Here is a 13,738-nt window from a genome sequence, read left to right on the forward strand (position 1 = left end):
CATGGACGCACTCAACCTGTTGATGGACGGGTTCGCCGGCGCGCTGACGCCGATGAACCTCCTGTGGGTCGTGGTGGGCTGTCTGCTCGGCACCGCGGTGGGCGTGCTGCCCGGCCTGGGCTCCTCGATGGCCGTGGCCCTGCTGCTGCCCATGACGTTCGCCCTGGACCCCACCGCGGCGTTCATCCTCTTCGCCGGCGTCTACTTCGGCGGCCTGTTCGGCGACTCGACCATGGCCATCCTGATGAACACCCCGGGGCAGGGCTCCGCGATCGCCTCCACGTTCGAGGGCCACAAGATGGCCAAGGACGGCCGGGCCCCGCAGGCCCTCGCCACCGCCGCGATCGGCGCGTTCATCGGCGGCATGGTCGCCTCCGTGGTCGTGGTCTTCCTGGCGCCCCGGCTCGCCGACTTCTCCGCGAACTTCGGCCCGGCCGAGTACTTCGCCCTGGCCCTGTTCGCCTTCGTCGCGACCTCCTCGGTGGTCTCCGACTCCGTGCCCAAGGGCCTGGCGTCCCTGGTGCTGGGCCTGGGCATCGCCACGGTGGGCATCGACGCGATCTCCGGCTCGGAGCGCTTCACCTACGGCTCCCCGAACCTGTTCGACGGGATCTCCCTGGTCACCGTCTCCGTGGCGGTCCTGGCCCTGGGCGAGGTGCTGCACGTGGCCTCCCGGATCCGGCGCGACCCCGCGGCCCACGAGATGAAGTTCAGCGGGCGCCCGTTCCTGTCCCGGGCCGAGCTGAAGGAGGCCGCCCCGGCCTGGGCCCGCGGCACCGCCATCGGCCTGCCCTTCGGCGTCATCCCGGTCGGCGGCGCCGAGGTCCCGACCTTCATGTCCTACGACCTCGAGCGGCGCATCGACCGCCGCCGCCTGAACCCGATGTTCGGCAAGGGCGCCATCCGCGGCCTGGCCGCCCCGGAGGCCGCCGGCAACGCCACCACCGGCACCGCCATGGGCGCGCTGCTGGCCCTGGGCCTGCCGGTCTCGGCGACCGCGGCGATCATGCTCGCGGCGTTCCAGCAGTACGGCCTGCAGCCGGGCCCGCTGCTGTTCGACCGCGCACCCGAGCTCGTCTGGGCCCTGCTGGCCAGCTTCTTCATCGCCATGGTCGTGCTGCTGGTCATCAACCTGCCCTTCGCCCGGTACTGGGCCAAGCTGCTGCTGATCCCCAGCCAGTACCTGTACGCCGGCATCATGGTGTTCTGCGGCCTCGGCATCTACGCGACCTCGGGCGCGATCTTCGACCTGCTGCTGCTGCTGGGCCTGGGCGTGCTGGGCTTCGTCATGCGCCGCCACGGCGTGCCGGTGGCCCCGCTGCTGATCGGCATGGTCCTGGGGCCGCTGGCCGAGACGAGCATGCGCGACGCCCTGCTCTCCTCCAACGGCGACTACTCGATCTTCGTGACCGGGCCCATCCCGCTGGTGCTCTACGGCCTGCTGTTCGTCGTGCTGGCGCTGACCGTGCGCTCCAAGATCGTGAACCGGTCCCGCCGGGACGTGTGACCGCCCCGGCACCCGCCCCTCCCACCACCGCCGCCCGCGTGTCCCGCACGCGGGCGGCGGCGCGCTGTGCGGCACCCGTGGTGCCCCCACAACGGCGTCTGGCGGCCGGGGCCACGGGCGGGGAGGCTGGAGGGCGGCCATTCCGCCCTCCAGGATCGGAGCTCCCCGTGCCCGACCGACGACGCCCGAGCACGCCGCTCCCGCCGCGCGGACCCGCCGCGGGAGCGGCGGCGCTGACCGCGCTGCTCCTGATCACCGGATGCGCCGCGGAGCCGGGGGCCGGCACCGCCACGGACGCCGGGGCGGTCGCGGCGGAGCCCACGCTCGCCGACGACCTCGAGCAGCTCGCCGTCGGCGTGCCCGGCGAGCTCGGCCTCGTCCTGCTGGGCCCGGACGGGGACGAGCTGGCGTCCCGTGCCGCCGACCGCCCGTTCACGAGCGCCAGCTTCTACAAGCTCTTCGTCGCCCACGCCGTGCTCGAGCGCGTGGACCGGGGCGAGCTCGCCCTCGACGACCCGGTGCCGGGCAGCGCGCTGACCGTGGGGACCGCGCTGGCCGCGATGATCAGCTGGTCGGACAACCCCTCGGGCGCCGCCCTGGGCCGGTGGCTCGGCTGGGCCGAGCTGGAGGAGTTCGCGCACCGGCACGGCTTCCCGGCGACGACCTTCGACCCGGACACCGGGGACGCGGACCGGGTGGCCATGACGACCACCCCGGCCGACGTCGCGGCGCTGCTGGAGCGCCTGCGCCGCGGCGAGCTGCTGTCCCCCGCCTCCACCGCCCTCTTCCGGCAGCTGCTGGAGGACCAGCAGCTGGACTACGCCCTGCCCTCCGGGTTCTCGCCGGGCACGGCCTTCGCGCACAAGACCGGCCTGCTCGAGGACGTCTCCCACGACGCGGGCCTGCTCACCCTGGACGGCCGGGAGCACGTCGTCGTGGTGATGACGGACGGCTGGGCGGGCTACGAGGACTCCCGGCCCTGGTACCGGGACACGGGTGCCGCCCTCGAGACGTGGCTGCTCGACCCCGCCCGCGCCTGACCTCCCCCGTCGCCGGGGCCCCGCGGGCCGGGGCACCGGACGGGCGGACAGCGGCCCGCTGACCGCCCCCGGGCGGTTAAACACGACCGTTACGGAAGGGAAACTCCGGCGCCGCACCCCGCCGACATGCTTTACCTGTCAGTTGACAGAAACTCCGCTCGGGCGGGGTCCAGGCGGGGAGAAGCACATGATCATTCTCGGGGTCGGCACCACCGTCCTGGCGGTGCTCGTCATCGGCGTGCTGGTGGCGCGCAAGGTCGACGGGGACAGCACCAACTATCTCGTGGCGGGACGCCAGCTGGGCATGCCGCTGGTCGCGGTCTCGCTCACCGCCGCGGCGGTGGACTCGAACGCCACCGTGGGCAACACGGACCTCACCTCCGGCTACGGCTTCTGGGCCGGGGCGTCCCTGGCCCTGGGCCTGGCGGTGTGCCTCCTGCTGGCCGGGCTCTTCCTGGCCAAGCCCATGAACCGGATGCGGCTGCTCACCCTCGGGGACTTCTTCCGCATCCGCTACGGCCGGCGCACGGAGACCCTGGCGTCCCTCATCATGATCTTCGCCTTCACGTTCCTGCTGGCCGGCAACCTCGTGGCCTGCGGGTTCCTGCTCGAGTACTTCGCGCACGTGCCCTACGCGGCCGGCGTGGTGGTGGCCAGCGCCCTGGTGCTCAGCTACACCCTGGCGGGCGGGCTGTTCTCCGACGCCTACACCGCGGTGCTGCAGACCGTGATCACCGTGGTGGCCGCGGTGGCGCTGATCGTGTGGGTGGCGCTGACCTACGGCATCGTGGTGCCAGAGGGGATGGGCCCGTTCGACCTGGAGCAGCTCACCAGCTCCGAGGCCGGCGCCCCGATCAACTGGGCCACACTGATCGCCCTCGGCATCGGCGACCTCGTGGCGATCGACTTCATGCAGCGGATCTTCGGCGCCAAGAGCCCGCGCGTGGCGCAGCGCTCCTGCTTCCTGGCGGCCGGCACCACGGCCGTGATCGGCACGATCTTCGCCCTCGTGGCCCTCACCGCCTCCTCCGTGCTGGGGCTCTCCGCCGCGGACGGGCCCATCCTCTACACCCTGCTGGGCGAGTACGCTCCGCCGCTGCTCGCGGTGCTGGTGCTCTCCGGCATCGTGGCGGCATCCTTCTCCACGGCCTCCGGCGCCATCCTGGCGACCTCGGCCGTGACCGTGCGCAACGTCTTCAACGTGCGGCGCACCGAGATCACCGGCGCGCAGGACCCGCTGCTGCGCTGGACGCGGCTGGCCATGCTCCCGGTGGTGCTCGTCGGGATCCTGCTGGCCGTGCGGGTCAGCCAGACCGGGATCCTGCTGACCCTGGCCTTCGACCTGATGCTGGCGAGCCTGTCGGCGTCCTTCATCCTGGGCACCTTCTGGAAGCGGCCCGGCGCCCGCGCCGCCCTGGCCGCGGCGGGCGTCGGCCTGACCAGCCGGCTGGTGTTCCTCGCGCTGACGCCCACGATCTACGGCGCCCCCAACGAGCTCTTCCACCTCGAGAACACCCTGGTCACCAGCGCCTTCGACGGCTGGGCGACCCTGCTGGCCGGCGCCCTGGGCTGGCTGACCTACGTGCTCGTGGGTCTCACCGCTGCCCGGCCCCAGGCGGAGACGGACACGCAGCGGCTGGAGCTGTACCGCCTCTACCGCGAGCAGACGCCCTCGGGGTTCACCCCGCGCGTCCGCGCGGGCGCGGCGGCCGGGCCCGGCGTCGAACCCGCCGCCGATCCGCAGGTCCCGGCGCGCGTCTGAGGACTCGGAGCCCGCGCCGAAGGGCCGGCCCATCAGCGCGGGCTGCTCAGCGCGCGGTGGCCGTCACGGTCCTCGGCTGGTAGCGGACGGGCTCGAAGGTGGTGGCCACGATGCCGCGCAGCGCCTCGAGGTCGCCCCTCACCAGGCCCGCGGCGCGGGCCTGGACCAGGACGTTGCCGATCGCGGTGGCCTCCGCCGGTCCGGCGACGACGGTGCGGCCGGTGCGGTCGGCGGTGAGCTGGCACAGCAGGGCGTTCTGGGACCCGCCGCCGACGACGTGGATCGTGCGGATCGCCCGCCCCGACAGCCGCTCGGCCTGCTCGATCGTGACGGCGTAGGCGGCCGCCAGCGACTCCAGGATGCAGCGCACCACCTCGGCGCGGGTCCGCGGGGGCTCCACGTCGTGCTCCCGGCACCAGGCCGCGATCCGGGCGGGCATGTCCCCGGGGGCGGTGAACCGCTCGTCGGTGGCGTCGACGACGGGCACGGGCCGGACCACCGCGGCGGCCTCGGCCAGCAGCGCGGCGAGGTCGCTGCTGCGCTGGGCGTCGGTGGTGCCGGGGCCGTTCCAGGTGCGCATCGACTCGGAGAGCAGCCACAGCCCGGAGACGTTCTTCAGGAAGCGCACCCGGCCGTCGACTCCCCCTTCGTTCGTGAAGTTGGCCGCGCGGCTCTCCGGGGTCAGGACCGGGGCGTCCAGCTCGATCCCGACCAGCGACCACGTGCCCGAGGAGATGAACGCCGACTCGCTGTCGACGGCGGGCACGGCGACCACGGCCGAGGCGGTGTCGTGGGAGCCCACGGCGGTCACCGCGAGCCCCGGTGCCGCCCCGAGCTCGGCGGCGACGTCCGGCAGCAGCTCCCCGATCGTGGTGCCGGGGGCGACGACGGGGGCGAAGAGCTCGCGGGGGTAGCCGAGCCGGTCCATCAACCGGGTGTCCCACTGCCTTGTGCGGGCGTCGAGCAGCCCGGTGGTGGAGGCGTTGGTGGCCTCGGCGACCTGCCGGCCGGTGAGCCAGTAGCCGATCAGGTCCGGGATCAGGAGCATCCGGTCGGCCACGTCCAGGTCGCCGCGGACCCGGTCGACGGCCAGCTGGTAGACCGTGTTGAAGGGCAGGTGCTGCAGCCCGGTGCGGGCGTGCAGCTCCTCCGGCGGGATCCGCCCGTGCACGGCGTCCACCCCGGCGGCGGTGCGCTCGTCTCGGTAGGAGTAGGGCACCCCGAGCATCCGCCCGTCCCGCAGCAGGGCGTAGTCCACGGCCCAGGAGTCGACCCCGATCGAGGCCACCCCGGGGTCCTCCCGCACCGCCTGGGCCAGCCCGGCGGTCAGGGACCGGTGGATCTCGGTGATGTTCCAGTGCAGCCCGTCCCGGTCCCCTTCGTGCAGACGGACGGGCCGGTTGGGGAAGCGGGCGACGTGGCGCAGCCGCAGCCGCCCGTCCTCGATCCCGCCGAACATCACCCGTCCGCTGGTGGCGCCCAGGTCCACCGCCGCCACGGTCCTCGTCATGGTCGTCGCCTCCGCTGCCGGGCGCGCATCAGCGCAGGAAGGCGGCGGCCACGCCGGCGTCGACGGGCACGTGCAGACCGGTGGTGTGCGAGAGGTCCCCGGCGGTGAGGGCGAACACCGCGTTGGCGACGTTCTCGGGCAGCACCTCGCGCTTGAGCAGGGTGCGCTGGGCGTAGAACTTGCCCAGCTCCTCCTCCGGCACCCCGTAGACCGCGGCTCGCTTGGCGCCCCAGCCGCCGGCGAAGATCCCCGAGCCGCGGACCACCCCGTCGGGGTTGATGCCGTTGACCCGGATCTGGTGCTCGCCCAGCTCGGCGGCCAGCAGGCGGACCTGGTGGGCCTGGTCGGCCTTGGTGGCGGAGTAGGCGATGTTGTTCGGCCCGGCGAAGACGGAGTTCTTCGAGGAGATGTAGACGATGTCCCCGCCCATGTCCTGGGCGATCATGGTCCTGGCCGCGGCCTTCGAGACGAGGAAGGAGCCCTTGGCCATCACGTCGTGTTGGAGGTCCCAGTCGGCCTCGGTGGTCTCCAGCAGCGGCTTGGACAGCGACAGCCCGGCGTTGTTGACCACCAGGTCCAGCCCGCCGAAGGCCAGCACCGTCTCGTCGACGGCCGTCTGCACGGCGGCCTCGTCGGCGACGTTGACGGCCACCCCGACGGCCACGTCCGGCCCGCCGAGCTCGGCGGCGGCCGCGCGGGCCTTCTCGAGGTCGAGGTCGGCGATCACCACGCAGGCGCCCTCGGCGGCCAGGCGGGCGGCGATCGCCTTGCCGATGCCCGAGGCCGCCCCGGTGACCAGGGCGATCCGGGTGGCCAGGGGCTTCGGCTTCGGCATGCGGGCCAGCTTGGCCTCCTCCAGCGCCCAGTACTCGATGCGGAACTTCTCGGCCTCGTCGATCGGCGCGTAGGCGGAGATGCCCTCCGCCCCGCGCATGACGTTGATCGCGTTGAGGTAGAACTCCCCGGCCACCCGGGCGGTCTGCTTGTCCTTGCCGAAGGAGAACATCCCCACCCCGGGCACGAGCACGATCGCCGGATCGGCCCCGCGGATCACCGGCGAGTCCGGGCCGGCGTGGCGGTCGTAGTAGGCCTGGTAGTCGGCACGGTAGGCCTCGTGCAGCTCCTTGAGCCGGGCCACGCACTCCTCCACGGGGGCGCCGGCCGGCAGGTCGAGGACCAGGGGCTTGACCTTGGTGCGCAGGAAGTGGTCCGGGCAGGAGGTGCCCAGGGCGGCCAGGCGGGGGTGCTCGGCGGCGGCCAGGAACTCCAGCACCCGGGGGTCGTCGGTGAAGTGGCCCACCTGCGGGCGGTCGTGCGAGGCGAGCCCTCGGATGACCGGGGCCAGGGCCGCGGCCTTGGCCCGGCGCTCCCCCTCCGGCAGCGCCTGGAAGCCCTCCAGGACCGGGCCGAAGGGCTCCGGCACCGAGTACTGGTCGAGATGGGCCTCGGCGGTGCGGATGATCCACAGCGAGTTCGCCTCGGCCTCCTCACTGGTGTCGCCCCAGGCGGTGATCCCGTGGCCGCCCAGGATGCAGCCGATCGCCTCCGGGTGGGCCTCCTTGACCGCGGCGATGTCCAGGCCCAGCTGGAAGCCGGGACGGCGCCAGGGCACCCACACGACCTTCCCGCCGAAGATCTCGGCGGTGAGCCGCTCGCCGTCGGCGGCGGTGGCGACCGCGATCCCGGAGTCCGGGTGCAGGTGGTCCACGTGGGCGGCCTCGACCAGCCCGTGCATGGCCGTGTCGATGGACGGGGCGGCCCCGCCCTTGCCGTGCAGGCAGTAGTCGAAGGCGGCGACCATCTCGTCCTCGCGCTCCACCCCGGGGTAGACGTCCACCAGGGCCCGCAGGCGGTCCAGCCGCAGGGTGGCCAGGCCCTGCTCGGTGAGCGTGCCGAGGTCCCCGCCGGAGCCCTTGACCCACAGCAGCTCGACGTCCGCGCCGGTCACCGGGTCCGTGGCTGTGCCCTGGGCGGAGGTGTTCCCGCCGGCGTAGTTGGTGTTCTTCGGGTCGGCGCCCAGCCGGTTGGAGCGGGCGATGAGATCGGCGACGACGGGCTGCGCAGTGGTCTTCGTGGTGGTTTGCTGGGCGTTCATGGGGAGGATGCTCCTCGGAGAGTGGCTCAAATGGATCAGACGGAGTGAAGGAATCAGACCGATCGAGTCATCGGCCGATCAGGACGGTCGGAACAGCAGGCTCATGCGTCCTCGGCGGCACCAACTCGCCCGAGCCGGGTCGCCGCTCAGGAGGCCCAGGAGGCCTGCGTGCCGCCGACCCGCTCGGCGCTGATGCGCTGCTGGTACCCGGAGGCGGCGTAGGCGGCCATCGGGTCGGCCGGCAGGCCCCGGGACTCCCGCCAGGCGGCGAGGGCCGGCCGGACGTCGGTGTAGAAGGCGTCCATCAGGACCTGGTGCGCCCCCAGCACGTCCCCGGCCTCCTGGGCGGCCGTCAGCGACGCCCGGTCCAGCAGCAGCGCCCGGGCGGTCATCTCCTGGACGTTGAGCACGGAGCGGATCTGGCCGGGGATCTTCTCCTCCACGTTGTGGCACTGGTCGAGCATGAACGCCACCCCGGCGGCGGGATCGAGCCCGCCGCCGCGGACGACCTCGACCATGATCCGGAAGAGCTGGAAGGGGTCGGCCGCGCCGACGATGAGGTCGTCGTCGGCGTAGTTGCGGGAGTTGAAGTCGAAGGACCCGAGCTTGCCCAGCCGCAGCAGCTGCATCACGATGAACTCGATATTGGTGCCGGGGGCGTGGTGTCCGGTGTCGAGGCAGACCACGGCCCGCTCCCCCAGGGCGGCGACCTGGGCGTAGGCCGTCCCCCAGTCCGGCACGTCGGTGTGGTAGAACGCCGGCTCGAAGAACTTGTACTCCAGCACCAGCCGCTGCTCCGCGCCGACCTGGGCGTAGATCTCCGCCAGGGACTCGGCCAGCCGGTCCTGGCGGCCCCGCATGTCCTGCTGGCCGGCGTAGTTCGTGCCGTCGGCCAGCCAGATCTTCAGGTCCCGCGAGCCCGTGGCGTCCATGACCTCCAGGCACTCGAGGTGATGATCGATCGCCGTCCGCCGCACCGCGGGGTCGGTGTGGGTGAGGGAGCCGAACTTGTAGACGTCGTCCTGGAAGGTGTTGGAGTTGATCGTCCCGACGGCCACCCCCTGGTCGGCGGCGTACCGGGCCAGGCCCGCGTAGTCGTCGACCCGGTCCCACGGGATGTGCAGCGCCACGGACGGCGCGAGCCCGGTCAGCCGGTGCACCACGGCGGCGTCGGCGACCTTCTCCTCCACCGTGCGCGGCGTGCCGGGCGTGGAGAACACCTTGAACCGGGTCCCGGAGTTGCCGAACGCCCAGGAGGGCAGCTCGATGGCCTGGGCGGCGAGCTGGGGCGCGATGTCGTCGAATGCAGTCATGACCTTCACGTCTTCCGTGCGAGAGGCGGGAACGCGACCTGCGGGGCCGCAATGCGTGCTTGAATCGTTTCACTACGGTAAGTCGTGAGCTGAGTCACGTCAAGGTGCGGTCTTCCGATCACTTGCGTGACTCGTTGGCGCTTCGCGCTACGGCGTGCAAGAGAGATCATGCCGAGCTATTGAAACGTCTCAAAAACTCGCTACGATGGCGGCGTACTGAGAGGCAGCTCACATGCCGCGGGTCGTCCGATGCCCGGCCCGCCGGCGAGCACCACCGCCTCCCATGCCGTTCCGGCCCCTCCGGCCGTCCACCACGAAGGAGTCCCGCATGGGCACCCACGCCTCTTCTGCGGAGCTGCAGGAACTGATCCGGCTGCCCGAGGAGACCACACGCACCCGCCGGTGCTTCCTCCTCCACGTCCGTCCCGAGAAGCTGGCCGAGTACGTGGAGGTGCACCAGCGGGTCTGGCCCGAGATGCTCGACGCGCTGCACGAGACGGGCTGGCGGAACTACTCCCTCTTCCTGCGCCCGGAGGACGGACTGGTCGTGGGCTGCTTCGAGGCCGAGGACACCGCCGCGACCGAGCAGCGCATGGCCGAGCACCCCGTCAACACGCGCTGGCAGGCCGAGATGGCCCAGTACTTCGTCGAGGGCTCGCAGCCGGAACCGCTGCTGCAGTACTTCCACCTGGCCTGACCCGGCCGCCACCGCCCGTCCTGCGCTCCGCGCCACCACCGTCATCGTCGTCGAAGGATCACCCATGACCACCACCAAGCTCGGAGGCTGGAAGGCCACCATCGCGGTCTCCATGTCCAACTACATCGAAGCGGGGTCCATCATCGCCCTGGCCACCAGCCTGGGGCTGTGGCAGGAGTACTTCGGCTTCACCAACCTCGCCGTCGGCCTCGTGGCCGCGCTCAGCGCCAACGCCTTCGGCGCGGCCCTGGGCGCGATGATCGGCGGCCCGCTGGGCGACCGATACGGACGCAAGTTCATCTACACCTACGACCTGATCCTCTACATGATCGGCACCGCGTTCGTGATCTTCGCCGTCGCCCCGTGGATGCTGGTGCTCGGAGTGATCCTGACCGGCATCGCCGTGGGCGCCGGGGTGCCGGTGGCCTGGACCTACATCGCCGAGGAGGCCCCCTCGGAGGACCGTGCGAAACACGTGGGCACCGCCCAGTTCGCGTGGTCGCTGGCCCCGGCGCTCGTGTTCCTGTTCGCCACCTTCATGGTCCCGCTGGGCCTGCTGGGCAGCCGCATCGTCTTCGCCCACCTGTTCGTCGTCGCCTTCATCACCTGGTGGGTGCGCCGTGGGCTCTCCGAGTCCCACACCTGGAAGAAGTCCGACGAGGAGCGGCGCGCCTCGGAGGCCACCGGGATCAAGCGACGCAACTACCGCGAGCTGCTCACCAGCTCGATCAATCTCAAGGCACTGCTCTTCCTCATCGGCGTCTACGCCCTGTGGAACCTCGTCGCCGGCCAGATGGGCATCTTCATGCCGCGGGTGTACGAGACCGCCGGTGTGGAGTCGGCCACCCAGCAGAACCTGCTCCAGGTGCTCCTGTGGAGCTGCACGGTGCTGGCCACCTGGTTCGGCTTCATGCGCTACGGCGACCGCGTCGACCGCCGCCTGCTCTACGGCATCGGCGCTCTACTGGGCATCGTCGCCTGGCTCCTGCTCGTGTTCGCCCACGTCACCATGCCGGTGCTGATCCTCTTCGCCGTCCTCTGGGGTGTGTCGGCCGGCATCGGTGCCCAGGCGTTCTACGCCCTCTGGGCCGCGGAGATGTTCGCGACCCGCTACCGGGCCAGCGCGCAGGGCGTGCTCTTCTTCGTCGCGCGCATCGTCGTGGGTCTGCTCAGCTACTGGTTCCCCACCCTGCTCGCCGAGCACGGCGTGCCGTTCGTGGGGATGATCATGATCGGCGCTCTCGTGGCCGCGCTGCTCATCGGCGTCCTCGGCGCCCCGGACACCCGGGGCAAGAGCCTGGAGCAGATCGAGGAGGAGCGCTACGGCAGGACCCTCCCCCGGCCGGACCGGACGGCGGTCTGACCAGGCGGGAACACAGGGCTCCGGCCCGTCGGCGGGGACGCGGATGGGCGGGAGCCCTGTGTCCCCGCGTGGCGAGGCGGACCGCGCCCGCCCTCCGCGCCGTGCTCGCTAGAATCGAGGCTCCGCACGTACCCGAGGGAAAGTGACGACGTGGCTCCTGAGCGACCGACGGTGAGCATCAAGGACGTCGCCCGGGAGGCAGGGGTCTCCATCGGCACCGTGTCCAACGTCCTCAACCGCCCGGAGGCCGTCTCCGCCGACCGCCGGCGCCGGGTGCTCCAGGTGATCGACGACCTGGGGTACGTCCGCAACGACGTCGCCCGGCAGCTCAAGGCCGGCCGCTCGCGCACCGTGGGACTCGTGGTGCAGGACTCGGCGAACCCGTTCTACAACGAGATCGCCCTGGGCGCGGAGGCGGCCGCCGAGAAACTGGGGCAGGCCGTGATCATCGGCAACGCCGGGCAGTCCCCGGACCGGGAGAACCTCTACCTGGACCTGTTCGAGGAACAGCGGGTGCGCGGCGTGCTCGTCACCCCGCAGACCCCGGAGCGGTCACGGATCGAGACCCTGCGCGCCCGGGGCATCCCCGTGGTGCTCGTGGACGAGCACGCACCCCCGTCCCGCTACTGCTCGCTGGCCGTGGACGACGTCGAGGGCGGGCGCATGGCCGTCGAGCACCTGCTGGCCGGGGGCGCCCGCCGGATCGCCTTCGTGGGCGGCCCCGCCACGCTGCACCAGGTCGTGGACCGGCACGCGGGCGCCGAGCAGGCCGTGGCGCAGGTGCCCGGGGCGTCGCTCGAGGTCGTACCGACCGACGCCCTGACCGTGCTGGAGGGCCGGCGCGCCGGGGCGGCGATGCTCTCCCGCCCCGCGGAGCGCCGTCCCGAGGCGGTGTTCGCGGCCAACGACCTGCTGGGCCTGGGTCTCCTCCAGGCCTTCGTGTTCACCCACCGCCTCCGGGTGCCCGAGGACGTCGCGATCATCGGCTACGACGACATCGACTTCGCGACCTCGGCAGTCGTCCCCCTGTCCTCGATCCGTCAGCCCAGCCGACTCATGGGCCGCACGGCCGTGGAGCTGCTCGCGGACGAGGTCGCCGACCCCGAGCATCGCCACCGCCATGTGAGCTTCCCGCCGGAACTCGTCGTCCGCGACTCCACGCGACCTCCCGCCTGAGGCGGGGTGGGCCGTCAGACCCCGGCCGGGTCACCACCGTCCCCGTGACATGACCGGTACGCCGCCGGCTCCGCGACGACGTCGGGAGCCGGTGGCGCGGCGGGTGGCTACTGCTCGAACCGCTCCGGGCGGAAGGTCTCCAGCAGGGGGTGCTTCCGGCCGGTGAGGACCTCGTCGGCCAGCAGCTCTCCACCGATAAGCCCCAGCGTCGCCCCCGAGTGCGTGAAGGCGACGAAGCAGCCGGGGATCCGCTCCAGCTCCCCGAACACGGGCTCGCCGTCGCCGGGAATGGGCTTGTAGCCCATCGTCCACGTGTCCGCGGCCAGGTGCGGGGCGCCCTCGATCAGTGCGGAGGCCTCGTCCAGCAGCTCCTGGACCACCGACTCGTCGATGGTGAAGGTGCCGTCCTCCTGCTCGACGATGCTCTCCTCGTACCAGTCGTGGTCGACGGCCAGGGTGCTCCCCGGGTTGGGCCGGACCGCCGCCCTCGGCGTGTTGAGCACGGTGCTCACACCGTGGTCGACCGCACCGGTGACCACCAGCATGGACACCGGGGAGGCGTTGTCGATCACCACGCCGTGCTCGGCGAGCACGGACGGGGTCGCCGCACCGCATGCGACCACGACGGCGTCGCCCTGGTGGACCTCGCCGCCGGCCGTGCGCACGCCCGTGGCCCGGCCGCCGTCGGCGAGCAGGTGGGACCGGCCGGCCCGGGTGACGAGCTCGCCGCCGCGCTCGGTGAACTCCTCCAGGAGGTGCTCCACGAGGTGGGGCAGGCTCACCCAGCCCTCCCCCGGGTTGAAGACGGCGACGTCCTCGACGGCGGCCGGGTCGATGCCGGGGGTGACCTCGGCGATCTGCTCGGGCTTGAGAAGCATCGAGTCGTACCCGTGGGACTTCTCGTGCTCGTGGCGCTCCTCGGTGGTGGTCGCCCGCCCGGGGACGTCCCAGAACAGGCCGCCGTCGAAGCGCAGCCACTCCCGGTCCGGGTCCTGGGCGAAGAGGGTCCGGTAGCGGTCCACACCCAGGGTGCGCAGCCGGTGGTACGGCTCGGAGCGGGCGCCGGCCGAGTTGAGCCAGGACAGGGAGCGGCCGGTCGCACCGCTGGCGAGCTCGGCTTCGGTGACCAGGACGACGGACGCGCCGCCGCGCAGCAGGTGCACGGCGGTGGAGACGCCCAGGATGCCTCCGCCGAGGACGACGACTCGCTGAGGATGGGTTGCGGACACGATGCACCTTCTCTTTCTGTGGTTCCTGCTTGCTGGGGGTGATGCG

10 protein-coding genes are annotated in these 13,738 nt (G+C 72.2%); 6 read left to right on the forward strand and 4 right to left on the reverse strand.

All coding sequences use genetic code 11. The features are described 5' to 3' along the window. Position 1 precedes the first annotated feature (1 nt). From ABL57_RS04760 to ABL57_RS04770, 3 genes are all read left to right on the forward strand, one after another. The gene (locus ABL57_RS04760; RefSeq protein WP_047802299.1) at positions 2-1,507 is read left to right on the forward strand and encodes a tripartite tricarboxylate transporter permease; all 1,506 of its coding nucleotides are present in this window, start codon (positions 2-4) and stop codon (positions 1,505-1,507) included. A gap of 167 nt (positions 1,508-1,674) precedes the next feature. Beyond that, positions 1,675-2,547: a serine hydrolase gene (locus ABL57_RS04765; protein ID WP_047802300.1), complete on the forward strand. Its 873-nt coding sequence runs from the start codon at positions 1,675-1,677 to the stop codon at positions 2,545-2,547. Between the two features lie 187 nt (positions 2,548-2,734). Then, positions 2,735-4,309 (forward strand): sodium:solute symporter family protein, encoded by a 1,575-nt coding sequence (locus ABL57_RS04770; protein WP_082157226.1) that lies wholly within the window; start codon positions 2,735-2,737, stop codon positions 4,307-4,309. 46 nt (positions 4,310-4,355) lie between these two features. On the opposite strand, the gene ABL57_RS04775 is transcribed toward ABL57_RS04770, so the two are convergent. The 3 genes from ABL57_RS04775 to rhaI all read right to left on the reverse strand — a co-directional run bounded on the left by ABL57_RS04775 (position 4,356) and on the right by rhaI (position 9,227). Continuing rightward, a complete protein-coding gene (locus tag ABL57_RS04775; RefSeq protein WP_047802301.1) occupies positions 4,356-5,819 on the reverse strand; it encodes a rhamnulokinase family protein in 1,464 nt (487 codons plus the stop codon). Between the two features lie 28 nt (positions 5,820-5,847). Beyond that, on the reverse strand, positions 5,848-7,914 hold the full coding sequence (locus ABL57_RS04780; protein WP_047802302.1) for a bifunctional rhamnulose-1-phosphate aldolase/short-chain dehydrogenase: 2,067 nt from the start codon (positions 7,912-7,914) through the stop codon (positions 5,848-5,850). Positions 7,915-8,060: 146 nt separating this feature from the next. Then, a complete protein-coding gene (rhaI, locus tag ABL57_RS04785; RefSeq protein WP_047802363.1) occupies positions 8,061-9,227 on the reverse strand; it encodes an L-rhamnose isomerase in 1,167 nt (388 codons plus the stop codon). A 328-nt stretch (positions 9,228-9,555) separates the two neighbouring features. Between rhaI and ABL57_RS04790 the strand changes: the two genes are divergently transcribed. The 3 genes from ABL57_RS04790 to ABL57_RS04800 all read left to right on the forward strand — a co-directional run bounded on the left by ABL57_RS04790 (position 9,556) and on the right by ABL57_RS04800 (position 12,463). Next, the gene (locus ABL57_RS04790) at positions 9,556-9,924 is read left to right on the forward strand and encodes an L-rhamnose mutarotase (RefSeq protein ID WP_047802303.1); all 369 of its coding nucleotides are present in this window, start codon (positions 9,556-9,558) and stop codon (positions 9,922-9,924) included. A gap of 64 nt (positions 9,925-9,988) precedes the next feature. Next, positions 9,989-11,287: an MFS transporter gene (locus ABL57_RS04795; RefSeq protein WP_047802304.1), complete on the forward strand. Its 1,299-nt coding sequence runs from the start codon at positions 9,989-9,991 to the stop codon at positions 11,285-11,287. Positions 11,288-11,437: 150 nt separating this feature from the next. Next, on the forward strand, positions 11,438-12,463 hold the full coding sequence (locus ABL57_RS04800) for a LacI family DNA-binding transcriptional regulator (protein ID WP_047802305.1): 1,026 nt from the start codon (positions 11,438-11,440) through the stop codon (positions 12,461-12,463). A gap of 107 nt (positions 12,464-12,570) precedes the next feature. On the opposite strand, the gene ABL57_RS04805 is transcribed toward ABL57_RS04800, so the two are convergent. After that, a complete protein-coding gene (locus ABL57_RS04805; protein WP_371212466.1) occupies positions 12,571-13,695 on the reverse strand; it encodes an NAD(P)/FAD-dependent oxidoreductase in 1,125 nt (374 codons plus the stop codon). Positions 13,696-13,738 lie beyond the last annotated feature (43 nt).

The sequence above is a fragment of the Kocuria sp. SM24M-10 genome (assembly GCF_001027955.1).
In the GTDB taxonomy this organism is placed as follows: Bacteria; Actinomycetota; Actinomycetes; order Actinomycetales; family Micrococcaceae; genus Kocuria; species Kocuria oceani.

Excerpts from the sequence above, each read along its gene's own strand:
- ABL57_RS04770 (WP_082157226.1), top strand. The coding sequence starts at position 2,735 with ATGATCATTCTCGGGGTCGGCACCACCGTCCTGGCGGTGCTCGTCATC.
- ABL57_RS04760 (WP_047802299.1), top strand. The coding sequence starts at position 2 with ATGGACGCACTCAACCTGTTGATGGACGGGTTCGCCGGCGCGCTGACG.
- ABL57_RS04795 (WP_047802304.1), top strand. The coding sequence starts at position 9,989 with ATGACCACCACCAAGCTCGGAGGCTGGAAGGCCACCATCGCGGTCTCC.
- rhaI (WP_047802363.1), bottom strand. The coding sequence starts at position 9,227 with ATGACTGCATTCGACGACATCGCGCCCCAGCTCGCCGCCCAGGCCATC.
- ABL57_RS04780 (WP_047802302.1), bottom strand. The coding sequence starts at position 7,914 with ATGAACGCCCAGCAAACCACCACGAAGACCACTGCGCAGCCCGTCGTC.
- ABL57_RS04775 (WP_047802301.1), bottom strand. The coding sequence starts at position 5,819 with ATGACGAGGACCGTGGCGGCGGTGGACCTGGGCGCCACCAGCGGACGG.
- ABL57_RS04790 (WP_047802303.1), top strand. The coding sequence starts at position 9,556 with ATGGGCACCCACGCCTCTTCTGCGGAGCTGCAGGAACTGATCCGGCTG.